This is a genomic window from Streptacidiphilus sp. PB12-B1b (assembly GCF_014084125.1).
Classification (GTDB): Bacteria; Actinomycetota; Actinomycetes; order Streptomycetales; family Streptomycetaceae; genus Streptacidiphilus.
Map to the genome: position 1 here is coordinate 2,240,024 of NZ_CP048405.1, position 23,313 is coordinate 2,263,336.

Sequence of the window (23,313 nt, forward strand, 5' to 3'; positions counted from 1 at the left end):
GCGCCGACCGGCACACTGTGCCGGTGACCTGGCGAAACGGCGTGACGCAGACATCGGCCCCGAACGGTGGCGCCCCGGTGGTGCTGTCGATCCACTTCCGGCCCACCCCGCTGCAGCGCTTCCTGTCGATGCTGGCCCCGGTGGCCCTGTTCGACGTGTACTCGCTGGTCCCGCTGCTGCATCCGCCGGCGCCTCCAGAGGCCCTGTGGTTCCTACTGTTCTACGACGCCCTCGTCCTGCTCACGGCGCTGATCCCGGGCAGCGGCCGTACCCGGCTGGGGTACGACGGCGTGCAGGTGCGGCTCGCTGGGCGCACGCGCACCATCCGCTGGCTCGACGTCGACCGGATGGAGCTGCGGCGGCGCTGGGGTGCGACCTGCGTGGTGCTGCACACCGGGGACGGCCGCTCCACCCGGCTCCCGGCCCCGGTGGACGGCGGGATCGGCGCCATCGCCCGTGATCCGGAGTTCGACACCAAGCTCGACACCCTCACCGACTGGTGGAGCGCCTGCCGCCGGGCCCATGGCCTGCCCGCGCCGCCCCCGCAGGGCCGTGCGGTTCCGGCCGGGGCTGCGGAGGGGGCGGTCCGCGCCTGACGGCAAGGGCGGCGCGGGCGCCCTGGGCGGGGTCCGCGCCGCCGGCTGCGGCTACTTGGTGTGGGCGACCGGGCAGCCGCCGGTCAGGGTGCCGAGGAAGGCGTTGGGGTCGTAGAAGTGCTCGACCTCCAGCAGCCGCAGGTCGTCGCTGACCTTGGCGATGCTCACGCCGAACATCTCCACCTTCTCGCCGGTGGGCTGGAAGCCCTTGTACTCGCCGGAGAAGGTGCCCCAGTGCCGCCAGCGGAAGGTGACGGTGGGGGGAGGCGACAGGACGTCCAGGACCTCCCAGTAGAAGCCCTGGGGGAACGCCTGGTGGAAGACGTGGTGCGAGGACTCGAAGTCCTCGGAGCCCTTCGGGTAGAAGATGCTGTCGCCGATCAGGATGTTGTAGCTGCCGATGTCGGCGATGTCCTGGGCGCTGGCCCACTGCCCGCCGTTGACGCGGGTGCGGAACCGGTCGGTCACCATGGAGACCCAGGTGGCCGGGTCCTTCTTGTGCGAGACCTCCATCTCGAAGACCTGGACGATGCTCTCGGCGATGGCTTCGAGCGTCCCGGGGGCGTGGTGCGTGGTGCGCTCGCCCGGCATCACCGTGTGCGACAGGTGGTAGTCGGGGGTCTCCTCACGCCAGTCCCCGGGCGCGGCAGCGGCGATGACCGCCTCGCGCCCCTGGAGCCAGAGGGGGGTTTCCGCTTGAGCTTCAGACATGGTCCATGTGGCCTTTGCTGGACGGCAGTTGCGTGCCGATGATACAGATCATCCCCATCTCTGCTGACAGTTGCAGGTCAACTGGCCGATCATCGACCCTTCGTCTCAATTCCCTTGCCGGGAACGGCGGTCAGGCGATGCGCCGGGGCCGGTTCTGCCGGGGACGGTCGTGCTGGACGTCGTGGTGGATGGGGCCGGAGTGGGCGCTCAGCGGCAGGCAGCCGCCGCCCCGGCGGTGGGCGACGATCTCGGCGGCAACCGCCACCGCGGTCTCCTCGGGGGTGCGGGCGCCGAGGTCCAGGCCGATGGGGGAGCGCAGCCGGTTCAGCTCCAGGTCGGTCAGGCCGGTCTCGCGCAGCCGCTTCAGCCGGTCGTCGTGGGTCCGGCGCGAGCCCATGGCGCCGACGAAGCCCAGCGGCATCCGCAGCGCCCGCTCCAGCAGCGGGATGTCGAACTTGGCGTCGTGGGTCAGCACGCACAGCGCGGTACGGGCGTCCAGGCGCCCGGCGGCGGCCTCGGCGTCGAGGTAGCGGTGCGGCCAGTCGACGACGACCTCGTCGGCGGTGGGGAAGCGGCGTCGGGTGGCGAAGACCGGGCGGGCGTCGCAGACGGTGACCCGGTAGCCGAGGAAGCCGCCGATCCGGGCGACGGCGGCGGCGAAGTCGATGGCCCCGAAGACGATCATGCGCGGCGCGGGCACGTGCGCCTCCACGAAGAAGGTGGCGCCCCAGGTGCTCCCGACGCTCCCCTCACCCCCGGCGTCCGCCTCCGCCGCCGAGGGCTGGCACGGGCGGCCGTCCGGGGCGAGGGTGAACTGTCCGGTGCGGCCGGCGTCCAGCATGGCGCGGGCCTGCCGCACCGCCGCGGCCTCCAGCGCTCCGCCGTGCGGCAGCGCGCCGCCGCGGGCGAGGGAGCCGTGGTGGGTGGAGCCGGTGACCGCCAGCGCCGCGCCCAGCAGCGCATCCGGCCCCTCGATCACCCGGACCAGCGCCACCGGGGTGCCCGAGCCGATGTAGGCCAGGCCCGTGTCCAGTGCGTCGTCGGCGCCGGGGGTGACCGGCTGGACGAAGACGTCGATGACGCCGCCGCAGGTCAGGCCGACGGCGAAGGCGTCCTCGTCGCTGAAGCCGAAGCGGTGCAGCACCGGGCGGCCGGTGTCCAGCGCCTCCTGGCAGAGCCCGTACACCGCCCCCTCCACGCAGCCCCCGGAGACGCTGCCCACGGCCTCGCCGTCGGCGTCCACGGCCAGGGCCGCCCCGGGGTCGCGCGGGGCGCTCCCGGAGACGGACACCACGGTCGCCACGGCGAAGGAGCGACCGGCCCGGTGCCAGGCGTTGAGCTGCTCGGCGATGTCCTGCATGGTCGCTCCTTCGTGCGTTTCCGAGGCGGTGGGGGCTGCTGGGCGGGGCGGCGTCCGTTCAGGCGTCCGGTCAGTGGACGCCGAGGACGCGCTGGATCGGGCCGATGAGGAAGTAGACGAGGAAGATCGCGGTGAGCCCCCACATCAGGGCGCCGGGCTCGCGCCACCTGCCGGTTCCGGCCTTGATGGCCACGTAGGAGACGACGCCCGCGCCGACGCCGGCGGTGATGGAGTACGTCATCGGCATCACGGCGCACATCAGGAAGGCCGGGACGCCGATCTCGCGGTCCGCCCAGGGGATGTGCCGGGCCTGGGCCATCATCATCGAGCCGACGACCACCAGCGCGGCGGCGGCCACCTGCCCGGGCACGACCTGCGCCAGCGGCGAGAAGAACAGCATCAGGGCGAACACGCCGCCGGTGACCACGCTGGCCAGCCCGGTCCGGGCGCCCTCGCCGACGCCGGTGGCGGACTCCACGAAGACCGTGTTGCCGGAGGCCCCGGCCAGGCCGCCGACCATGCCGCCCGCGCCGTCCACCAGCAGGGCCTTGGTCAGGCCCGGCATCCGGCCCTGCTCGTCGGCCAGCCCGGCCTCGGTGCCGACGCCGATGATGGTGGCCATGGCGTCGAAGAAGCCGGCCAGCACCAGGGTGAAGACGGCGACCGAGGCGCTGATGAAGCCCATGCCGTGGTGGCCGCCGCGGAACGCGCCGAAGACGCTGATGTGCCCGAAGAGGCCGAAGTCGGGCGCCGAGAAGGGGCTGCCGTGCAGGGTGGGCACGGAGCCGGTGCCGCCCCACGCCGCCGCGGAGACACGGCAGGTGGCGTTGACGACCACGGCGAGCACGGTGCCGGTGACGATGCCGATCAGGATCGCGCCGGGCGTCCTGCGGGCCTGCAGCACGAAGATCAGCAGCAGGGTGAAGGCGAACAGCGCGACCGGCCAGCCCTCCAGGTGCCCGGCCGGGTTGGTGCCCAACTGGACCGGGTTGGCCGGGTTCCGGCCCACGAAACCGGCGTTGACCAGCCCGATGAAGGCGATGAACAGGCCGATGCCCATGGTGATGGCGTGCTTGAGCGGCAGCGGTATGCCGTTCATGACCTTCTCGCGCAGGCCGGAGACCACCATCAGCACGATCAGCGCGCCGTAGATGACGCAGAAGCCGAACGCCTCCGGCCACGAGCAGTGCGGGACGATGATGGTGGACAGGGCGGCGGAGACGCCCAGCCCGGCGGCCGCGGCCAGCGGCACGTTGCCGATCAGGCCCATGGCGATGGTGGTGACCGCGGCGGCGAGCGCGGTGGCGGTGGTGATCTGGCCCGCGTCCAGGTGGTGGCCGTTAAAGTCGGCGCCCGACAGCAGGACCGGGTTGAGCACGATGATGTAGGCCATCGCCATGAAGGTGGTGAGGCCGCCGCGGATCTCGGTCCCGATGGTGGAGCCGCGCGCGCTGATCTTGAAGTAGGCGTCGAGCGCGCCTTTCGGCGCTCTCGGCCCTTGCGCGTCGGTGGCGCTGATAACTCTGGATTCCGTGGGGATCTGGGTCACGGGTTCCACTCCCAAGGTTCATAGGGGGTTGGGGTGGGGCTCGCGGCCGGCCTGATGACCCGTCAGGTAGGGGTGGCAGGGGACGGTGCGGCGCGCTTGGTGGGGCTGCCTGGGTGTACGCCGCCCCGGCGAGGACGGCGTACGGCGGTGGTGATCCGGTGTGCCCGAGTCGTGTGCTGCAAAGCAGTGCTGCGAAACGGTGTTGCGTGCTGCGGTGGTGCATCCCCGGGGCGGTGTGATGCGGGAAGACATGGACTCCGCCCCGGGGAAACTCGTGTGCGGCCGTGGGGTTGACTGCCCGTCAGGTGCCGGTGAGGTGCTCCGGCCGGACCGGTACCCGGTTCAGGGCCAGGCCGGTCGCCGCCCGGATCGCCGAGACGATGGCCGGGGTGGACGACAGCGTCGGCGCCTCGCCCACGCCGCGCAGCCCGTACGGGGCGTGCGGGTCGGCGAGTTCCATGATCTCCACCGGCTGCGGCGGGGTGTCCAGGATGGTGGGGATCAGGTAGTCGGTGAAGGACGGATTGCGCACCTTGCCCTCGCGGGTGATGATCTCCTCCATCACCGCCAGCCCCAGCCCCTGCGTCGATCCGCCCTGGATCTGGCCGACCACCGAGAGCGGGTTGAGCGCCTTGCCGACGTCCTGGCAGGCGGCCAGCTCGACCACCTTGACCAGGCCCAGCTCCACGTCCACGTCCACCACCGCGCGGTGCGCGCAGAAGGTGTACTGGACGTGGCCGAAGCCCTGCCCGGTCTCCTTGTCGAAGGGCACGGTGGGCCGGTGGTGGTGCTCGCGGGTGAGGTCGATGGCCCGGTCGCCGAGCAGGTCGGCGATGGAGACCAGCACGCCCGCGGAGGCGGAGACCACCTTCCCGCCGACCAGCGACAGGTCGTTGCCGGTCCAGCCGTAGCGGCTGCGGCCGAGGCGGAACAGCTCCTGCCGGACCGCCTCGGCGGCCAGCTTCACCGCGCCGCCGGTCATGTACGTCTGCCGCGAGGCGGAGGTGGAGCCGGCCGAGCCGACGGCGGTGTCGGCGGGGTGGATGGTGACCCGCTCGACGCCCAGCTCGGTCCGGGCGATCTGCCCGTGCACGGTCACCCCGCCCTGGCCGACCTCGGCCATCGCGGTGTGCACCATCGCCACCGGCTCGCCGCCGATGACCTCCAGCCGGACCCGCGCGGTCGAGTAGTCGTCGAAGCCCTCGGAGAAGCCGACGTTCTTCAGGCCGACGGCGTAGCCGACCCCGCGCACGATGCCCTCGCCGTGCGAGGTGTTGGACAGTGCGCCGGGCATCTCCCGGATGTCGGGGTGGGCGAGGTCCAGCGGCGGCGGCAGCGGCAGGTCCTTGACCTTCTGCAGCAGCGTGGCCACCGGCGCCGGGGCGTCGATCTGCTGGCCGGTCGGCAGGAACGAGCCCTGCGAGACCGCGTTCAGCTGCCGCAGCTCGACCGGGTCCATCCCCAGCGCCGCCGCCAGCTTGTCCAGCTGGCTCTCGTACGCGAAGCACGCCTGCACCGCGCCGAAGCCGCGCATCGCGCCGCAGGAGGGGTTGTTGCTGTACAGCGCCACGGCCAGGACGTCGACGTTGGGGATCTCGTACGGGCCGACCGACAGCGAGGAGGCGTTGCCGACGACGGCGGGCGAGGCCGAGGCGTAGGCGCCGCCGTCCAGCACGATCCGGGCCTGCATGTAGACCAGCTTGCCGTCGCGGGTCGCGCCGTGCTCGTAGTGCAGCCGGGCCGGGTGCCGGTGGACGTGCCCGAAGAACGACTCCTCCCGGGAGTACACGATCTTGACGGGTTTTCCGGTGCGCTGCGCCAGCAGGCAGGCGTGGATCTGCATGGAGAGGTCCTCGCGGCCGCCGAAGGCCCCGCCGACGCCGGCCAGCGTCAGCCGGACCTTGTTCTCCGGCAGGCCGAGGACGGGCGCGATCTGCTCGCGGTCCACGTGCAGCCACTGGGTGGCGATGTACAGGTCGATGCCGCCGTCCTCGGCGGGCACCGCCAGGCCGGACTCCGGGCCGAGGAACGCCTGGTCCTGCATGCCGACCTCGTAGTCGCCGCTGACGACCACGTCGGCCAGGGCGCGCACCTCGTCGTCCACGCCGCGGCCGGAGACGACCTTCTGCTGGTGGACGATGTTGCCGGAGGCGTGGGCCTTGTACTCGTGCGGCTCGTGCACGTAGCCGTAGGTCTCCGGGTCCAGGCACTGCTCCTCGGTGGTGATCGGCGGCAGCACCTCGTACTCCACCCTGACCTTGGCCAGGGCGCGGCGCGCGGTCTCCGGGTGGTCGGCGGCGACGATGGCCACGGCCTCGCCGTGGTACCGGATCCGGTCGATGGCCAGGGCCGGCTGGTCCTGGATCTCCAGCCCGTAGTACTTGCTGCCGGGGATGTCGTCGTGGGTGAGCACGGCGTGCACGCCGGGGGTGGCCAGGGCGCCGGAGATGTCCACGGAGATGATCCTGGCCCGGGCGTGCGGGGCGCGCAGCGCCATGCCCCACAGCATGTCCTCGTGCCACAGGTCGGAGGAGTAGGCGAACTCGCCGCGGACCTTCAGCGTGCCGTCCGGGCGCAGCGGCGAGCCGCCGATGCCGTCCGGGTGCGCGGTGGTGATGGACTGGAGGTTCTTCTCGCCGCGGATGGTCCGCGTGGCGTTGCGGGCCGTCACCGGGACACCTCCGGGGTGCTGGAGACGCGGGCGGAGGCGAGCCGGACGGCGTCCATGATCTTCTCGTAGCCGGTGCAGCGGCACAGGTTGCCGGACAGCGCCTCGCGGATGTCGTTGTCGCTGGGCTGGGGCTCGCGCTCCAGCAGGTCGTGGGTCTGCACCAGCAGCCCCGGGGTGCAGAAGCCGCACTGGACGGCCCCGGCGTCGATGAACGCCTGCTGCACCGGGTCCAGGCCGTGCTCCGGGTCGGCCAGGCCCTCGACGGTGCGGACCGCCCGGTCCTGCACCTGCCCGGCCGCCACCAGGCAGCTGCAGACCGGCGCGCCGTCCAGGTAGACCGTGCAGGAGCCGCACTCGCCCTGCTCGCAGGCGTTCTTGGAGCCGGGCAGGCCCAGCCGCTCGCGCAGCACGTACAGCAGGCTCTCGCCCTCCCACACGTCGTCCGCCTCGACCTCGCGGCCGTTGGCGGTGAAGGTCACCCTCATGCTGCGCTCCTCAGGGACTGCGTGTAGTCGTTCCAGGTCCAGGTCAGGGTGCGGCGGGCCATCACCGCGAGCGCGTGGCGGCGGTAGGCGGCGCTGCCGCGGACGTCGTCGATGGGCGAGGCGGCGGCGGCGACCAGCTCGCCGAAGCGCTGGACGGCGGCCGGGCCGAGCAGGCCGCCACCGGCCCACAGGCCGCGCTCGGCCAGCTCGCCGGCCAGGAACGCCTCGGCCTCGGCGGCGCGGCGCGGGGTGGGCGCGGCCGAGCCGATGCCGGTGCCGACCGTGCCGTCCTTGGGATGCAGCGCGAAGCCGAACGCGCAGACGGCGATGACCATGGCGTTGCGGGTGCCGATCTTGGAGAACTGCTGCGGGCCGTCCGCGACCGGGATGCGCACCGCCCGGATCAGCTCGTCGGGCTGGAGCGAGTTGCGCTTGACCCCGACGTAGAAGTCGTCGATGGCGATCAGCCGGGTGCCGCGCACGGAGGCGGCCTCCACGAACACGTCCGGGCCGGCCGCCAGCAGCGCCGGGTGGGCGTCGCCGGCCGGGGAGGCCCCGCCGAGGTTGCCGCCCACGCTGCCCCGGTTGCGGATCTGCGGGGAGCCCACGGTGTTGCCCGCGATCGCCAGGCCGGGCAGCGGGCCGGACAGCTCCCGGGTGATCCGGGCGTACGGCACGGCCGCGCCGAGCCGGATCACCTCGCCCTGCTGGCCCTCGAAGCGGCCGGACTCCCACTCGGTCAGCTCGCCGATCCGGTTCAGGTCGATCAGCGCGGCGGGACGGTGGCGGTCGAAGTTGAGTTCGACCATCACGTCGGTGCCGCCGGAGATCGGCACTGCGGACGGGTTCTCGGCCTTCGCCGCGAGTGCCTCGTCCCAGGTGGCGGGCCGCAGGAACTCCATGCGGTGACTCCTTCGTGTGATGTCTGGCGTGCTGGTCCACTGTCAGGCTCATGGGCCGTGCCCGCCGGGAACCTGCGCCCGGAGCGTCGTCCGCGTCGGCGAGGTCCCGGTGTGTGAGCCAGTAGACAAGCGTCCGGGCGGGTCGAGGCAGTCACCGATGCCATGAAGACCTGACCCGGCGTCCGTCGCCGAGGCTGTACGTTTCTCCAAGCCGGGGCGACGGCTGCCGGTCGGCTGCCCGTCGCCGCGGGTTCACCCGCCGTCGGTGCGGCGGCCCGGGGAGGCCGTGAAGGCTTGGCGGACCCGGCCGCCGGGCCGGCACCGCCCGGCGTAGTGTCTGCCGGATGACAACGGAGACGACGAGGGACAACCCGTTCCTCAGCCCCAGCACCCTGCCGTACGAACTCCCGCCGTTCGCCGACATCCGCGAGGAGCACTACCTGCCCGCCCTGGAGCTGGGCATGCGCGAGCAGCTCGCCGAGGTCGCGGCCATCGCCGCCGACCCGGCGCCGGCGACCTTCGAGAACACCGTCGAGGCGCTGGAGCGGTCGGGCGCGGTGCTGCGCCGGGCGAAGCTGGCCTTCTACAACCAGTCCTCCGCCGACACCACCCCCGGCCTGCAGCAGATCGAGGCGGTGATCAGCCCCGCGCTGGCCGAGCACAGCGACGCCGTCCACCTGGACCAGGCGCTGTTCGCCCGCATCGACGACCTGCACCGGCGCGTCGACGAGCTGGGCCTGGACGCAGAGTCCCGGCGCGTGCTGGAGCGCTACCACGCCGGTTTCGTCCGCGCCGGGGCCCGGCTCAGCCAGGCCGAGCAGGAGCGGCTGCGCGCCCTCAACTCCGAGCTGGCCGGCGCCGCCACCGCCTTCGAGCAGAACGTCTTCGCCGACACCCGGGCCGCCGCGCTGGTCCTGGACAGCGCCGAGGAGCTGGCCGGGCTCTCCCCGGACGCGGTCGCCGCCGCCGCCGAGAACGGCCGCGCCCTGGGCCGCGACGGCTCGTACGTGATCAGCCTGAAGAGTTTCTCCAACCAGACCGAGCTGGCCGCGCTGGACGACCCGGCCGTCCGCCGCCGGCTGCTGGCCGCCTCGCTGGCCCGCGGCCTCGAGTCCAACGGCCCGCTGGCCCGGCGGATGGCCGTGCTGCGCGCCGAGCGCGCCGCCCTGCTGGGCTTCGCCAGCCACGCCGCCTACGAGGTCGCCGACCAGACCGCGCGCACCACCGACGCCGTCGAGGGGATGCTGGGACGCCTGGTCGCCCCCGCCGTCGCCAACGCCCTCCGCGAGGCCGAGGCGCTGGCCGCCGAGGCCGGGGTGGACGGCATCGAGGCCGCCGACTGGCAGTACTACGCCGAACGGGTCCGCAAGGCCCGCTTCGACATCGACGCCTCGGCCATGCGCCCCTACCTGGAGCTGGAGTCGGTGCTGTGGAACGGCGCGTTCCACGCGGCCGGCCTGGTCTACGGCATCAGCTTCACCGAGCGCCCCGACCTGCGCGCCTACCACCCCGACGCCCGGGTCTTCGAGGTCACCGACAGCGACGGCAGCCCGCTGGGCCTGTTCATCGGCGACTACCACGCCCGCGAGTCCAAGCGCGGCGGCGCCTGGATGAACGAACTGGTGGCGCAGTCCGGGCTGCTGGGGCAGAAGCCGGTGGTGGTCAACAACCTCAACATCGCCAAGCCCCCGGCGGGCGAGCCCGCGCTGCTGACCTGGGACGAGGTCACCACCCTCTTCCACGAGTTCGGCCACGCCCTGCACGGCCTGTTCTCCGACGTCCGCTACCCGCTGGTGGCCGGGACGGAGGTGCCGCGCGACTTCGTCGAGTACCCGTCGCAGGTCAACGAGATGTGGGCGGAGTGGCCCGAGGTGCTGTCCCACTTCGCCCGGCACCACGTCACCGGCGAGCCCATGCCCGCCGAGCTGGTCACCCGGATGACGCAGGCGCAGACCTTCGGCGAGGGCTTCCGCACCGTCGAGTACCTGGCCGCCGCCCTGCTCGACTGGGCCTGGCACAGCCTGCCGGCCGGAGCCGAGCCCGCCGACGCCGAGTCCTTCGAGGAGGCGGTGCTGGAGGGCCACGGCCTGAAGCTGGACGCCATCCCGCCGCGCTACCGCACCGGCTACTTCGCGCACATCTTCACCGGCGGCTACGCGGCAGGGTACTACGGGTACATCTGGTCCGAGGTGCTGGACGCGGACACCGTCGAGTGGTTCAAGGAGGACGGCCGGACCGTCCGCGAGAGCGGCGAGATCTTCCGCCGGGAGCTGCTCGCCAAGGGCGGCAGCGCCGACCCGATGGCCGCGTTCGCGGGCTTCCGCGGCCGCGCCCCGGAGATCGCGCCGCTGCTCGCGCGGCGCGGCCTCAGCGGCTGACCGGGGCCGGTCCGCGCCCGCCGGGGTTGCCCCCCGGCGGGCGCAGTCGGGTAACGTGCGGCAACACCGCGGACATGCGCCGCCGCCGGGCGCCCGGCCGCCGCCCCGCCCGCTCACTCCCCAAACCCCCAGCCCTCAGGCCCCATGGTCCCCAGGCCCCCGGGCCCCCGGGCCCCCACCCTCGCAGACGGAGGTAGCACCTTGCGGATCGGCGCGCTGCTCGCCCCACCCGCACCCCGGCTGCGCCTGCTCGCGGGGCGCGACGAGCTGGACCGGGTGGTCTCCGGCGTGATGACCACCGACCTGCGCGACCCCGGGCGCTACCTGCACGGCGGCGAGCTGGTCCTGACCGGCATGCTCTGGCGTACCGCCCCGGAGGACTCCGAGCGCTTCGTCCGGGTCCTGGCCGCCGCCGGGACGGTCGGCCTGGCCGCCGGGGAGGCCGAGGTCGGCCCCGTCCCGGAGGACCTGGTCGCCGCCTGCGAGCGGCACCGGATGCCGCTGTTCGCCGTCCCCGACGACGTCGCCTTCGCCGAGGTCACCGAGTTCGTGGTGCGGCAGGTCTCGGCCGACCGCGCCGCCGACCTGTCCGCCCTGGTCGACCGGCACCGGGCGCTGGTCTCGGCGACCGGCGGGGCCGGCCTGGACGCCGTCCTGGAGCTGCTCGGCGGCGACCTGGACCTGGACTGCTGGGTGCTCACCCCCAGCGGCCGGGTGGTCGCCGGACCACCCGAACGGCTCAGCGCCGCCGAACGGGACCAGCTGATCCGCGCCCACCTGGACGCCCGCCGCCGCCGCGGCCCCTCCGCCCGCGCCCGGATCGGCGCCCGCGAGTTCTCGCTGCTCCCGGTCGCCACCGGGACCACCCCCGGCACCCGCCTGCTCTCCGAGTGGCTGCTGGCGGTCGAGGGCGACATCACCGAGTGGACGCCCAAGCGACGGCAGCTCGCCGAGAACCTCGCCCGGCTGGCCGGTGCCGAGCGCACCCGCCGCGACGAGAGCCGCCGGCTGCGCAGCCGCCTCGCCGACGAGGTCTTCACCCTGCTCCAGCACGACGCCCCGCCGGACGAGCTGCGCCGCGCCCTGGAGGCGTCGCTGGCCATGGCCGAGAGCGGCGAGGGCTTCCCGGACGCCTGGGTGGTGGTCTCCGCCGAGAGCCTGGGCCTGCCCGACGGGGCGGTCCGGGCCGCCCTGGTCGAGGCGCTGACCGGCGAGGACGACCGCTCGCTGATCGGCGGCGGCGGCTCCGGCGCGGTCCTGCTGCTGCCGCAGCCCCCCGGCGGCGCGGGCGTGGCCGAGCGGCTGCGCGCCCTGCTCGCCCCGCTGGAGGCCGGTCTCGGCCCGGAGGGGCGGCTCACCCTCGGCGCCAGCGCCCCGGCCGGCTCCGCCGGGGGCCTGCGCGGCGCGCTGGAGGAGGCCCGGCACGCCCGCCGGATCGCCGCCGCCCGGGTCGGCCGGATCTGCGTCTCCGGCCCGGAGGAGCTGGCCTCGCACGTGCTGCTGCTGGCGGCCGTCCCGGACGAGGTCCGCCGGGCCTTCCGCGGCCGGCTGCTGGACAAGGTCGTCGGCTACGACCTCGAGCACCAGGCCGACCTGGTCCGCACCCTGGAGGCGTTCCTGCGCTACGACGGCTCCTGGACCCGCTGCGCCGCCGCCCTGCACGTCCACGTCAACACCCTGCGCTACCGGATCGGCCGGATCGAGGAGCTGACCGGCCGCGACCTGTCCCGGCTGGAGGACCGGGTCGACTTCTACCTGGCCCTGGAACTGTCCTGACGGCCGCCGCCACGCCCGGGCACGGGCCCCGGGTCCGCGTCCGCCGCCGGAACCGGGCAGGATGGCAGGCAGACGACGGCGGAAGGGACGGAACGTGAGCGGCGCGTACACCCGGACAGGCACCAGGCGCACGGTGCGCACGTCCACCCGGCGCGACGGCGCTCCCCGCCCCGGCCTGCTGCGGCTGCCCACCGTCGGCATCGACATCGGCGGCACGAAGATCGCCGCCGGGGTGGTGGACGGCGAGGGCCGCATCCGCGAGCAGCTGCGCACCGAGACCCCGGACCGCTCCAAGAGCCCCAAGGTGGTCGAGGACACCATCACCGAACTGGTGCTGGACCTCGCCGACCGGCACGACGTCCACGCGGTGGGCATCGGCGCGGCCGGGTTCGTGGACGCCGACCGGGCCCGGGTGCTGTTCGCCCCGCACCTGTCCTGGCGCAACGAGCCGCTGCGGGACGCCCTCAGCGCCCGGCTGCGGCTGCCGGTCGTGGTCGAGAACGACGCCAACGCGGCGGCCTGGGCCGAGTGGCGCTTCGGCGCGGGCGCGGGCCAGGACCAGCTGGTCATGGTCAACCTGGGCACCGGCATCGGCGGCGCGATCGTCCGCGACGGCCGGGTCGAGCGCGGTCGGCACGGCATGGCGGGGGAGTTCGGCCACATGACCGTGGTTCCCGGCGGGCACCGCTGCCCGTGCGGCAACCGGGGCTGCTGGGAGCAGTACTCCTCGGGGAACGCCCTGGTCCGGGAGGCGCGGGAGCTGGCCGCCGCGGAGTCGCCGGTGGCCCAGCCGCTGCTGGACCGGGTCGGCGGCGACGCCTCCGCGATCACCGGGCCGCTGGTGACCGAGGCCGCCCAGCAGGGCGACGCGGTCGCGGTCGAGCTGCTCCAGGAGATGGGCCACTGGCTGGGCCTGGGCATCGCCAACCTGGCCGCGGCGCTCGACCCGGGCCGGTTCGTCATCGGCGGCGGCGTGTCGGCCGCGGGCGAACTGCTGCTGGGCCCGGCCCGGGAGGCGTTCCGGCGCAACCTCACCGGGCGCGGCTTCCGGCCCGAGGCGGACATCGTGCTGGCCCAGCTGGGCAACGAGGCGGGCCTGGTCGGCGCGGCCGACCTGGCCCGGCAGGTGGCCCGGCGGTTCCGCACGGTCAAGCGCAGCCGGGTCGAGCGCCCGCACCACTGACCGCCGCCGCTGATCGGAGCCGCCGCCTGCGCAGGGTGGTGCAGGAAGTACCCCCCTGTTCGTCGGACGGACGCCGGCCGCTGGGGCAGGATGGCAGCGGAAGATCGTCTGTGAGGGAAGGACAGCACCATGCGGCTCACCAAGTTCGGCCACGCCTGCGTACGGCTGGAGAAGGACGGGGGCGTCCTCGTCCTGGATCCCGGTGTCTTCAGCGAGGCGGACGCCCTGGACGGGGCCGACGCGGTCCTGATCACGCACGAGCACGCCGACCACTTCGAGGAGGCCCGGCTGCGGGCCGCCGCCGAGGCCAATCCGGCGCTGGTGATCTGGACCAACGGCGCGGTCGCCGACCAGCTCACCGGGCTCGGCGAGGGCCGGGTGCGCCGGGTCGGCCACGGGGACGCCTTCACCGCCGCCGGGTTCGACGTCGAGGTCCACGGCGAGTGGCACGCCGAGATCCACCCGGAGATCCCGCGCATCGGCAATGTCGGTTTCGCCGTGGACGGCGAGGTGTTCCACCCCGGCGACGCGCTGACCGTCCCGGAGCGGGAGATCGGCACGCTGCTGCTGCCGGTGCACGCGCCCTGGTCCAAGACGGCCGAGGTGGTGGACTACGCCCGGGCCGTCGGCGCCTCCCGGGCCTTCGCCCTGCACGACGTGCTGCTCAGCGAGGTCGGCCTGGGCCTGGTGCAGAACTTCGTCGGGATGTTCGCCAAGGAGACCGACTACCGGCGGCTGGCCCCGGGCGAGAGCGTCGACCTGGGCTGACGCCCGCGCCGGGGCCTACCCGGCGGTGGACGAGGTCAGGAACGGGCGCAGGAACCCGGACTCCAGCCGTACCACCAGCGGCGGGCCCCAGCGCCTGGCGGCCAGCAGCACCGGCACGGCCACGCCCGCGCCCAGGACGAATCCGGCCAGCACGTCGTGCGGGTAGTGCGCGCCCACCCAGATCCGGGCGAAGCCCATGGCCAGCGCGCACAGCGTCGCCACCGCCCCCAGCCGGCGGCCGACCAGCCACAGCGCGGCAGCCGAGGCGGCGGCGATGGCCGAGTGGTTGCTGGGGAAGGACCAGTCGCCGACGCCCGGGCAGGGCTGGATGGTCAGCGGCGAGGTGATCACCTGGCAGGGTCTGGCCTCGTCGAAGACGCTCTTGACCAGGTCGTTGACGATGTAGGCGGCCACCACGGCGACCGGCACGGCCAGCGCCGCCGCCATCGCGGCGGCGCTGCCGGCCTGCCGGGCCCGCCACCAGCCGGCGACCATCAGCAGGGCGAAGACGCCCAGGCCGAAACTGGCGTAGCCGGACACCAGGGAGTCGAACCAGTGCGGGGCGTCGGCCGCCCGGGTGATGAACCAGTGGTAGAGGCCCCCGTCGATGGCGGAGCCGTCCAGGGCGAGTTCGGTCACGTGTCGTCTACTCCGTGGACTTGGCGGGCTTGCGGCTGCGCAGCAGCTCCAGCGCGATCGGGGTCACCGACACCAGCACGATCAGGGCGATGATCGGCAGAAGGTAGGTGTCGATGTTGGGGATGGTGTTGCCGAGCGCGTACCCGGCCAGCGTGACGCCGACCGCCCAGACCGCGCCGCCGACGATCTGCCAGACGGTGAAGGTCCGCAGCGGCACGTTCAGCGCACCGGCCATCGGGTTGAGCACGGTGCGCACCACCGGGATGAAGCGGCCCAGCACGATCGCCTTGGCGTGCCCGTAGGTGGCCAGGATCTCCTCGGCGCGCTCCGCGCCCGCCCGCAGGTGCCGGTTGCCGCTGCGGGCCAGCAGCGGCCTGCCGCCCTTCTGCCCGATCAGGTAGCCGACCTGCGCCCCCAGCAGTGCCCCGGCGACGGCGCAGGCCAGCACCGCGGGCAGGTTCAGGTGGACGCCGTCCCTGCTGGTGGTGCACAGCAGCCCGGCGGTGAACAGCAGCGAGTCGCCGGGCAGGAAGAAGCCGACCAGCAGCCCGGTCTCGGCGAAGAGGATGAAGAACACGCCCGCTGCGCCGAAGGCGGCCAGCAGCGAGTTCGCGCTCAGCGGGTTCACCGCCAGATGCATCAGCGCCGTGGGGTCCGGGGCCATGGACGTCACACTCCTGCCGTGGTGGACACTGTTCCGTGGCCGGGTGACAGCCCGGCCTTGTCGTCTACATACGTGTAGTCGATCCGTGCCACTGTAGTTGATGTCAGCGGCCGTCCCCGTCACCGGCGGGTCCGGGCGGTCCGGGAGGCGGGAGTCCCTTGGTGATGGTCGGACCGCAGCGACGGCACCCCGGCGAGCTGGAGGCCGGGGTCCTGGCCGTGCTGTGGTCCGCCGACGGCCCGCTCGCCCCCGGCGACATCCAGCGCGCCCTCGGCGGGGGGCTGGCCCGCACCACCGTCAACACCATCCTCACCCGGCTGCACGGCAAGGGCGTGGTCACCCGCACGCGTGTCGGCCGCGCCTACGCCTACGCCCCGGCGCGCGAGGCCCAGGACGCGCCCGGCCTGGCCGCCCGCCGGATGCGCTCCGAGCTGGAGCGGACCGCCGACCGGGCCACCGTCCTGGCCCGCTTCGTCTCCGGCCTCAGCCCGGACGACGAACAACTGCTGCGGGAACTGCTCGACCACGACCCCGACAGCGACGGCCCCGACAGCGACAGCCCCGGCGCCGGGTGAGAATGGACGCATGGCCTTCTCCACGACCACCTTCGAACTCACCACCGGCGGCCGCGAGGCAACGGTGGACATCACCGAGCGCTGCGCCGCCTTCCTGCGGGAGGTCGCGCCCGGCGGGGACGGCCTGCTGAACGTCTTCGTCCCGCACGCCACGGCCGGGGTCGCCGTCATCGAGACCGGCGCGGGCAGCGACGACGACCTGCTGGCGGCGCTGCGCGCGCTGCTCCCGGCGGACGACCGCTGGCAGCACCGGCACGGCAGCCCCGGCCACGGCCGGGACCACGTGCTGCCCGGCCTGGTCGCGCCGCACGCCACGCTGCCGGTGGTCGGCGGCCGGATGGCGCTGGGCACCTGGCAGTCGGTGGTGCTGGTGGACACCAACGGCGACAACCCCAGGCGTACCGTGCGGCTCTCGTTCCTCGGCTGAACCGCGCCCGCCGCGCCGCCGTTGACGTTTCGCGGCGTTTTGCCCGGCTGCGCATGACACGTGGGTGGGAATTCTTGGCATGAACACTTTGCGGGGACGTTACTGACTGGTATCAAGAGTGTGGCACCTGATCCGGTGTCACATTCCCGCCGTGGAGGCCCCCATGCGCAGACCCCGCGCACGCTCTCTCCGCACCACCAGCGCCGCCGCCCTCTCCGTCCTCGTCCTCGGCGTCACCGGCCTGGCCGCCGCCCCGGCCAACGCCGCCGCCACCGGCTACGCGGCCCTGGGGGACTCCTACTCCTCCGGCGTCGGATCCGGGAGCTACATCAGCTCCAGCGGTGACTGCGAACAGAGCACCCTGGCCTACGCCTACCTGTGGCAGAAGGCCAACAAGCCCTCCTCGTTCGACTTCGCCGCCTGTTCCGGCGCGACCACCTCGGACGTGCTGAGCAGCCAGCTCTCCGGCCTGAACTCCTCCACCGGGCTGGTCAGCATCAGCATCGGCGGCAACGACGCCGGCTTCTCCGACACCATGGAGACCTGCGTGCTGGACGGCACCAGCTCCTGCCTCAGCGCCGTGGCCACCGCCGAGAACTTCGCCACCACCCAGCTGCCCGCCAAGCTGGCCGCCGTCTACGCGGCGATCCGCAAGGACGCCCCCAACGCCCATGTGGTGGTCCTCGACTACCCGCACCTCTACCAGGTGCCCGGCGACTGCCTGTTCGGCATCAGCGACACCTCGCGCAACGCCATCAACGGCGCCGCCGACACCCTGGACAGCGTCATCGACACCCAGGCCACCGCCGCCGGTTTCACCTTCGCGGACGTGCGCTCGGCCTTCAACAACCACGAGATCTGCTCCGACAGCGCCTGGCTGCACAGCACCACGCTGCCCATAGACGAGTCCTACCACCCCACCTCCACCGGCCAGGCCGACGGCTACCTGCCCGTCTTCACCGCGGCTGCCGGGTAGCAGCGCTCGGGCCACCCCGCGGATACTGGGGTGTGACCCACGACCAGCAGGACAGCGCCTCCGCCCGCCCGGCCTTCATCCACCATGTCGAGCTGTGGACGGACGACCTGTCCACCACCGAGCGCCAGTGGGGCCCCGTCCTGCTGGCGCTCGGCTGCGAGCCGTACCAGCACTGGGACGTCGGCCGCAGCTGGCGGCGGGACGGCAGCTACGTGGTGTTCGAGCAGTCGCCGGACCTGCGGCCCGGCGGCCACGACCGGCTCCGGGCCGGGATCAACCACCTGGCCGTGCGCGGCGAGCGGGCGCCGGTGCTGGCCGCCGCGCTGGCGGCGGGCTGGACGGTCCGGACCGAGACCGACCGCGCCGTGCACCTGGTGGACGGTCAGGGGTTCGAGCTGGAGGTCGTCCACGCCGAGCCCGAGCCCGTCCCTGAGCCTGTCCCTGAGCCCGGGCCCGGCGGCAGCGCGGCGGCCGGGCCGGACGCCGAGCCCGGCAGCCCGGCGGGCGGCTGACCCGCGCGTCCCGGGCGTTGGCCGGGGCCCGGCTGCGGGGCGTAGAGCGCGGCGATGTCCGCGGCGCAGGCCCGGGCCACGGCCCGGCGGCGGAGCTTCAGCGACGGCGTGAGCAGCCCGTCCCCCTGGGTGAACTCCCCGGGCAGCACCCGGAACGAGCGGATGGACTCGGCCCGGGAGACCGCGGTGTTGGCGGCGGCCACCGCGCGCTGCAGCTCCGCGTGCAGATCCGGGTCGTGCCGGGCGTCGGCGGGCAGCAGCTGCGGCTTGCCGCGCTGCCGCTGCCAGTGCGCGAGCGCGTCCCGGTCCAGGGTCAGCAGCGCGGCCACATAGGGCCGGTTGTCGCCGACCACCATGCACTGCGACACCAGCGGATGCACCCGGACCCGCTCCTCGAGGACCGCCGGGGCGACGCTCTTGCCGCTGCTGGTGACGATGATCTCCTTCTTGCGGCCGGTGATGCTGAGGTAGCCGTCGGCGTCCAGGTGGCCCAGGTCCCCGGTGGCCAGCCATCCTTGACGCAGCGTCAACTGTGTTGCCTCGGGCGGCCCGAGGTAGCCCTGGAAGACCTGGCCGCCGTGCACCCAGACCTCGCCGTCGTCGGCGATGCGCACCGTGGTGCCCGGCACCGGTCTGCCCACGGTGCCGAAGCGGGTGCGGTCCGGGGGGTTGGCGGTGACGGCGGCGGTGGACTCGGTCAGGCCGTAGCCCTCGTACACGGTGATGCCCGCGCCCGCGTAGAACAGCCCCAGCTCGCGGCTCATCGCCGAGCCGCCGGACATGGCGTACCTGGTCCGGCCGCCGAGCGCGGCCCGGATCCGGCTGTACACCAGGCGGTCGTACACCTGGTGCTGCAACCGCAGCCCCGGCGAGGGGCCCGGCCCGTCGCCGAAGGCGTGCCGCTCCACGGCGGCGGCGTAGCGCACCGCCAGCTCCACCGCCTTCTCGAACGCCCCCGCCCGGCCCGCCTCCTCGGCGGCCATCCGGGCCCGCTGCAGCAGCTTCTCGAAGACGTAGGGGACGGCGGGCAGGAACGTCGGCCGGAACGACGCCAGCGCGGGCACCAGCCGGTCCGGGGCCAGGCTGGGCTCGTGGGCCAGGCAGATGCCCGCCCGCAACGCGGTGACCTGCACCATCCGCGCGAAGACGTGCGCCAGCGGCAGGAACAGCAGGGCCGAGGGCACCTCCGACCCCTGCTGGCGGAAGATGTCCTGGTAGCGGGCGATGAGGTTGTCGGCCTCGGCGGCGAAGTTGGCGTGCGTCAGCAGGCAGCCCTTGGGGCGGCCGGTGGTGCCCGAGGTGTAGATGACGGTCGCCACCGACTGCGGTGCCACCGAGTACCGGTGCCGGTGCACCAGTTCGTCCGGAACCCCGCGCCCGGCGTTGGCCAGCTGCTTGAAGGCCCCCGCGTCCACCTGCCAGATGCTGCGCAGCCGAGGCAGGGCGTCGCAGACCGCGCCCACCGTCATCGCGTGCTCCTCGTGCTCCACCACGCAGGCCACGGCCTGCGAGTCGGCCAGGATCCAACGCACCTGCTCGGCCGAGGCGGTGGGGTACACCGGGACGCTCTGGGCCCCGATGGTCCACAGGGCGTAGTCCAGCACCGTCCACTCGTAGCGGGTGCGGGACATCAGCGCGACCCGGTCGCCGAAGCGGACGCCCTGGTGCAGCAGCCCCTTGGCGATGGCGAGCACCTCGTCACGGAAGCCGGCCGCGCTGACCCGGAGCCAACTGCCGTCCTCCGCACGGCGGGCGAGGGCGACCCGGTCCGGGGTCTCCGCGGCGGCGGCGAAGACGGAGTCCGCCAGTCCGCCGGTGCGCAGCGGCTCCGCCAGCGCCGGTGTCGCAAACTCCCGCACGGGCGCTCTCCCTCAGTCACCGAGCCCTGCCGCACCGTTGCGGCAGGGCTTGTAAGTTACTGGAGATTAACCACGACGGGCAGAGGTACGACCGATCTCTCCACGCGATCTCCGCAGCCCAGCCCGCTGTCGTCCGGTGCCGCCGGGGGCCGTCGTCGGCTCGTGGACGAACCGCCGCCCGCCGCCGTCGCGGGCTCCGTCGAATCCTCGTCCCGGGCTCGAACCGGCGCACAGGTGAGGAGTAGGCTCGCCGCGAATCACTGGTAGCTTGTGCGCCCGAACCTGTCGTCGTGTCGCGTCCGTGTCCGCCAGCACCTGTGCGGTCGGTCGGTCCTGAGCCGGTCTGTCCGGGGGAGTCCATGCGCTTTCGCAGCAGATCCATCCGCGCGAAGGTCGTTGCGCTGCTCCTGGTCCCGCTGGTCTCGCTGATCAGCCTGTGGACGTACACCACCGCCGTCTCGGTGCACCAGGTCTGGTCGCTCACCCAACTGAGCGCCCAGTACACCTGGTTCGGCACCCCCGCCGACGACCTCTCCCGCGCCGTCCAGGACGAGCGCCGCGCCGCCGTCGCCTTCGCCGCCGCGCCCCTGGGCCGGGGCGACCTGGTCACCCTGCACCGCGCCGAGCAGGCCACCGACCAGGCCGCGGGCGTCTTCACCGCGCACGCCAAGGACCGGCACAAGCTGCACGGCCTGAGCAGCGCCCAGTTCGACGCGCTCAGCGGCGTGCTGCAGGAGATCGAGTACATCCAGTCCGGCCGGGCCCAGGTCGAACAGCACACCCTGGACTGGTCGCAGGTGTACCTCGACTACACCGGCGCGCAGAGCCCCTTCTTCACGCTGCGGCTGGCGCTCAGCACCATGCCCGTCGGCAACCTCACCCGGCAGACCGGCGACCTGATCGAGCTGGTCCGGGCCCGGGAGTACATCTCCGAGGAGGACGCGCTGATGGCCGGGGCCCGCGCCGCGGGCTCCTTCAGCCAGGCCCAGTTCCAGCAGTTCCTCACCGCCGCCGCCGGGGAGCAGTTGCTCTACCAGGTGCACGAGGCGCAGCTTCCGGCCGACGAGGCGCAGCTGTTCGAGCAGTTCACCGGCGGCACCGAGTACATCGCGCTGACCAACCTGGAGAACCGGGTCTCCGACCTCGGCCAGACCGCGTCCGTCCGCGACATCTCCGCGGTCAGCTGGCAGACCACCCTCAACACCACCCTGCAGGACCTCAGCGCCATCGACGTCCAGGCCGCCGCCCTGGCCGGGGCCGAGGCCCGCTCCTACGCCCTGGGCGTCATCTCCCAGCAGGGCATCGTCGGCGCGGTCGGCCTGCTGGCGGTGCTGCTGTCGCTGCTGGTGTCGGTCCGCGTCGGCCGCAGCCTGGTGCGCGAGCTGGTCGGGCTGCGGGACTCCGCGTTCGACCTCGCCGGGCAGCGCCTGCCGCAGGTCATGCGGCGGCTGCGGGAGGGCGAGCGGGTGGACCTCGCCACCGAGGTCCCGCAGGTCGAGGCCGGGGACACCCGCGGACGCGACGAGATCGCCCAGGTCGGGCGGGCCTTCAACGCCGTGCAGCGGGCCGCCGTCGAGGCCGCCGTGGAACAGGCCGAGCTGCGGCGCGGCATCGCCGCCGTCTTCGTCAACCTCGCCCGCCGCAGCCAGGCCCTGCTCAGCCGCCAGCTGACGCTGCTGGACGAGATGGAGCGCCGCGCCGAGCAGCCCGACGAGCTGGCCGACCTGTTCCGGCTGGACCACCTCACCACCCGGATGCGCCGCCACGCCGAGGGCCTGATCATCCTCTCCGGCGCGGCCCCCGGCCGCTCCTGGCGCCGCCCGGTGCGCGTCCTGGACGTGGTGCGGGCCGCCGTCGGCGAGGTCGAGGACTACGCCCGGGTCCGGGTGCACCGGATGCCGCCGGTGGCGGTGGTCGGCGGCGCGGTCTCCGACGTCGTCCACCTGATCGCCGAACTGGTCGAGAACGCCACCGTCTTCTCCCCGCCGCGCACCCAGGTCCGGATCCAGGGCGAGGAGGTCGCCAACGGCTTCGTGCTGGAGATCGACGACCGGGGCCTCGGCATGGGCGAGGAGGCCCTGGCCGCCGCCAACGAACGCCTCTCCAGCAGCGGCGACTTCGACCTGGGCGACACCGACCGGCTGGGCCTGTTCGTGGTCAGCAGGCTCAGCGGCCGGCACGGCATCCGGGTCTCGCTGCGAAGATCCCCGTACGGGGGCACGACCGCGGTGGTGCTGCTGCCGCGCGAACTGCTGACGGCTGCGGTGGCGCGCAGCTCCGACGTCCGTGTCGAGGAGACCTCCGAGCACGTCCTGCCTGCGGCGCGCATGCGGCTCGGACGTGAACTGCCGCAGAGCGCTCCCCAGTTGACGGCGCACTCGGGCTCCGGCGGTCCCCGCCCGGCACCGGTCGAGGACGACGGCACCGGCGGACTGCCGCGCCGCCGGGCACTGACCTCCCGCGCCGACGGCTACCTCGCGGCGCGCGAGAAGGCCCCGGCGTCCGCCGCCTCCGCCGCCCCGACGCCCGCGCCCGCCGCCGCACCGTCGGTGGTGTCCGAGCTGCTGCCGCGCCGGATCCGCCAGGCCAGCCTGGCCCCGCAGCTGCGGGAGGCCGCCGAGCGCCGCCGGGCCGGCGATCCGGCCCCGGACGCCCCGCCCGCGCGCGAGCGCTCCCCCGAGGAGGTCCGCGCCACCTTCTCGTCCTACCAGCGCGGCGTCAGCCGGGGCCGGGGCGCGGCCGTCCCGCCACCGGAACCACCGGAGCCGTCGCGGCCGTCGCAGCAACCGCGGTCCTCGCAGCCGTCAGAATCGTCCGAGCCGTCCCAGACAGGCACAGCACCAGCGGAAGGACCGGTCAGATGACCGCACCGACGAAGCCCTCCAGCGACCTCAACTGGCTCCTGGACGACCTGGTCCGCCGGGTTCCGGAGATCAGGCACGCGGTCGTGCTGTCCAGCGACGGTCTGGCCACCGGCGCTTCGGCGGGCCTGAGCCGCGAGGACTCCGAGCACCTCGCCGCCGTCGCCTCCGGCTTCCACAGCCTGGCCAAGGGCGCCAGCCGGCACTTCAAGGTCGGCGAGGTCCGGCAGACCATGATCGAGCTGGAGCAGGCGTTCCTCTTCGTCACCGCCGCCGGGGACGGCAGCTGCCTGGCCGTGCTCAGCGAGGCCGAGGCCGATGTCGGCCTGGTCGCCTACGAGATGGCGCTGCTGGTGCGGCGCGTCGGTGAGCACCTCGGCACCGACGCGCGAGCCGGACTGCCCGCAGAGCGGTGAGCGCG

19 protein-coding genes are annotated in these 23,313 nt (G+C 73.8%); 10 read left to right on the forward strand and 9 right to left on the reverse strand.

Translation table 11 applies throughout. From position 1 onward, the window contains the following. Positions 1–23: 23 nt before the first annotated feature. Entirely contained in the window at positions 24–596 is a 573-nt protein-coding gene (locus tag GXW83_RS10120) for a hypothetical protein (RefSeq protein ID WP_182442742.1), read from the forward strand. Between the two features lie 51 nt (positions 597–647). Here the strand turns inward: GXW83_RS10120 and GXW83_RS10125 are convergent, their stop codons facing one another. From GXW83_RS10125 to GXW83_RS10150, 6 genes are all read right to left on the reverse strand, one after another. After that, positions 648–1,307: an ester cyclase gene (locus tag GXW83_RS10125; protein WP_182442743.1), complete on the reverse strand. Its 660-nt coding sequence runs from the start codon at positions 1,305–1,307 to the stop codon at positions 648–650. A gap of 130 nt (positions 1,308–1,437) precedes the next feature. After that, positions 1,438–2,667, reverse strand: coding sequence for an XdhC family protein (locus GXW83_RS10130; protein WP_182442744.1), 1,230 nt, complete (start codon positions 2,665–2,667; stop codon positions 1,438–1,440). Between the two features lie 70 nt (positions 2,668–2,737). Continuing rightward, a complete protein-coding gene (locus GXW83_RS10135; RefSeq protein ID WP_182442745.1) occupies positions 2,738–4,216 on the reverse strand; it encodes an NCS2 family permease in 1,479 nt (492 codons plus the stop codon). A 301-nt stretch (positions 4,217–4,517) separates the two neighbouring features. Beyond that, positions 4,518–6,860 (reverse strand): xanthine dehydrogenase subunit D, encoded by a 2,343-nt coding sequence (gene pucD / locus GXW83_RS10140; protein ID WP_182447208.1) that lies wholly within the window; start codon positions 6,858–6,860, stop codon positions 4,518–4,520. Between the two features lie 23 nt (positions 6,861–6,883). After that, positions 6,884–7,372 (reverse strand): (2Fe-2S)-binding protein, encoded by a 489-nt coding sequence (locus GXW83_RS10145; RefSeq protein WP_182442746.1) that lies wholly within the window; start codon positions 7,370–7,372, stop codon positions 6,884–6,886. Next, positions 7,369–8,274: a xanthine dehydrogenase family protein subunit M gene (locus tag GXW83_RS10150; RefSeq protein ID WP_182442747.1), complete on the reverse strand. Its 906-nt coding sequence runs from the start codon at positions 8,272–8,274 to the stop codon at positions 7,369–7,371. The genes GXW83_RS10145 and GXW83_RS10150 overlap by 4 nt, the downstream gene beginning before the upstream one ends. Positions 8,275–8,618: 344 nt before the next feature. On the opposite strand from GXW83_RS10150, the gene GXW83_RS10155 reads away from it, so the two are divergent. From GXW83_RS10155 to GXW83_RS10170, 4 genes are all read left to right on the forward strand, one after another. Next, a complete protein-coding gene (locus GXW83_RS10155) occupies positions 8,619–10,652 on the forward strand; it encodes a M3 family metallopeptidase (protein WP_182442748.1) in 2,034 nt (677 codons plus the stop codon). Between the two features lie 201 nt (positions 10,653–10,853). Next, a complete protein-coding gene (locus tag GXW83_RS10160) occupies positions 10,854–12,428 on the forward strand; it encodes a PucR family transcriptional regulator (RefSeq protein ID WP_182442749.1) in 1,575 nt (524 codons plus the stop codon). A 61-nt stretch (positions 12,429–12,489) separates the two neighbouring features. Beyond that, a complete protein-coding gene (locus GXW83_RS10165; protein WP_182442750.1) occupies positions 12,490–13,611 on the forward strand; it encodes an ROK family glucokinase in 1,122 nt (373 codons plus the stop codon). Between the two features lie 129 nt (positions 13,612–13,740). Next, entirely contained in the window at positions 13,741–14,379 is a 639-nt protein-coding gene (locus GXW83_RS10170; protein WP_182442751.1) for an MBL fold metallo-hydrolase, read from the forward strand. Positions 14,380–14,394: 15 nt separating this feature from the next. On the opposite strand, the gene GXW83_RS10175 is transcribed toward GXW83_RS10170, so the two are convergent. Further along, positions 14,395–15,018: a phosphatase PAP2 family protein gene (locus GXW83_RS10175; protein WP_182442752.1), complete on the reverse strand. Its 624-nt coding sequence runs from the start codon at positions 15,016–15,018 to the stop codon at positions 14,395–14,397. A gap of 7 nt (positions 15,019–15,025) precedes the next feature. Further along, positions 15,026–15,682 (reverse strand): DedA family protein, encoded by a 657-nt coding sequence (locus tag GXW83_RS10180; RefSeq protein WP_225446881.1) that lies wholly within the window; start codon positions 15,680–15,682, stop codon positions 15,026–15,028. A gap of 164 nt (positions 15,683–15,846) precedes the next feature. Here GXW83_RS10180 and GXW83_RS10185 point away from each other — a divergent pair, with 164 nt between their 5' ends. The 3 genes from GXW83_RS10185 (at position 15,847) to GXW83_RS10195 (ending at position 17,660) form a co-directional block, all read left to right on the forward strand. Next, the gene (locus tag GXW83_RS10185) at positions 15,847–16,257 is read left to right on the forward strand and encodes a BlaI/MecI/CopY family transcriptional regulator (RefSeq protein WP_182442753.1); all 411 of its coding nucleotides are present in this window, start codon (positions 15,847–15,849) and stop codon (positions 16,255–16,257) included. Between the two features lie 10 nt (positions 16,258–16,267). Then, positions 16,268–16,684, forward strand: a complete 417-nt coding sequence (locus tag GXW83_RS10190) for a YjbQ family protein (RefSeq protein WP_182442754.1) — start codon at positions 16,268–16,270, stop codon at positions 16,682–16,684. Between the two features lie 163 nt (positions 16,685–16,847). Further along, on the forward strand, positions 16,848–17,660 hold the full coding sequence (locus GXW83_RS10195) for an SGNH/GDSL hydrolase family protein (RefSeq protein WP_182442755.1): 813 nt from the start codon (positions 16,848–16,850) through the stop codon (positions 17,658–17,660). 382 nt (positions 17,661–18,042) lie between these two features. Here the strand turns inward: GXW83_RS10195 and GXW83_RS10200 are convergent, their stop codons facing one another. Next, positions 18,043–20,031, reverse strand: coding sequence for a long-chain fatty acid--CoA ligase (locus GXW83_RS10200; protein WP_182442756.1), 1,989 nt, complete (start codon positions 20,029–20,031; stop codon positions 18,043–18,045). 359 nt (positions 20,032–20,390) lie between these two features. Here GXW83_RS10200 and GXW83_RS10205 point away from each other — a divergent pair, with 359 nt between their 5' ends. Next, the gene (locus GXW83_RS10205; protein WP_182442757.1) at positions 20,391–22,895 is read left to right on the forward strand and encodes a nitrate- and nitrite sensing domain-containing protein; all 2,505 of its coding nucleotides are present in this window, start codon (positions 20,391–20,393) and stop codon (positions 22,893–22,895) included. Then, positions 22,892–23,308 carry a roadblock/LC7 domain-containing protein gene (locus GXW83_RS10210; RefSeq protein ID WP_182442758.1) on the forward strand — a complete coding sequence of 139 codons (417 nt, stop codon included), beginning with the start codon at positions 22,892–22,894 and terminating at the stop codon, positions 23,306–23,308. The genes GXW83_RS10205 and GXW83_RS10210 overlap by 4 nt, the downstream gene beginning before the upstream one ends. Positions 23,309–23,313 lie beyond the last annotated feature (5 nt).

What these genes read in the sequence shown, in the direction of transcription:
- GXW83_RS10125 (WP_182442743.1), bottom strand. Translation starts at nt 1,307, where the DNA reads ATGTCTGAAGCTCAAGCGGAAACCCCCCTCTGGCTCCAGGGGCGCGAG.
- GXW83_RS10130 (WP_182442744.1), bottom strand. Translation starts at nt 2,667, where the DNA reads ATGCAGGACATCGCCGAGCAGCTCAACGCCTGGCACCGGGCCGGTCGC.
- GXW83_RS10145 (WP_182442746.1), bottom strand. Translation starts at nt 7,372, where the DNA reads ATGAGGGTGACCTTCACCGCCAACGGCCGCGAGGTCGAGGCGGACGAC.
- GXW83_RS10150 (WP_182442747.1), bottom strand. Translation starts at nt 8,274, where the DNA reads ATGGAGTTCCTGCGGCCCGCCACCTGGGACGAGGCACTCGCGGCGAAG.
- GXW83_RS10155 (WP_182442748.1), top strand. Translation starts at nt 8,619, where the DNA reads ATGACAACGGAGACGACGAGGGACAACCCGTTCCTCAGCCCCAGCACC.
- GXW83_RS10165 (WP_182442750.1), top strand. Translation starts at nt 12,490, where the DNA reads ATGGCAGGCAGACGACGGCGGAAGGGACGGAACGTGAGCGGCGCGTAC.
- GXW83_RS10170 (WP_182442751.1), top strand. Translation starts at nt 13,741, where the DNA reads ATGCGGCTCACCAAGTTCGGCCACGCCTGCGTACGGCTGGAGAAGGAC.
- GXW83_RS10180 (WP_225446881.1), bottom strand. Translation starts at nt 15,682, where the DNA reads ATGGCCCCGGACCCCACGGCGCTGATGCATCTGGCGGTGAACCCGCTG.
- GXW83_RS10185 (WP_182442753.1), top strand. Translation starts at nt 15,847, where the DNA reads ATGGTCGGACCGCAGCGACGGCACCCCGGCGAGCTGGAGGCCGGGGTC.
- GXW83_RS10190 (WP_182442754.1), top strand. Translation starts at nt 16,268, where the DNA reads ATGGCCTTCTCCACGACCACCTTCGAACTCACCACCGGCGGCCGCGAG.
- GXW83_RS10195 (WP_182442755.1), top strand. Translation starts at nt 16,848, where the DNA reads ATGCGCAGACCCCGCGCACGCTCTCTCCGCACCACCAGCGCCGCCGCC.
- GXW83_RS10205 (WP_182442757.1), top strand. Translation starts at nt 20,391, where the DNA reads ATGCGCTTTCGCAGCAGATCCATCCGCGCGAAGGTCGTTGCGCTGCTC.
- GXW83_RS10210 (WP_182442758.1), top strand. Translation starts at nt 22,892, where the DNA reads ATGACCGCACCGACGAAGCCCTCCAGCGACCTCAACTGGCTCCTGGAC.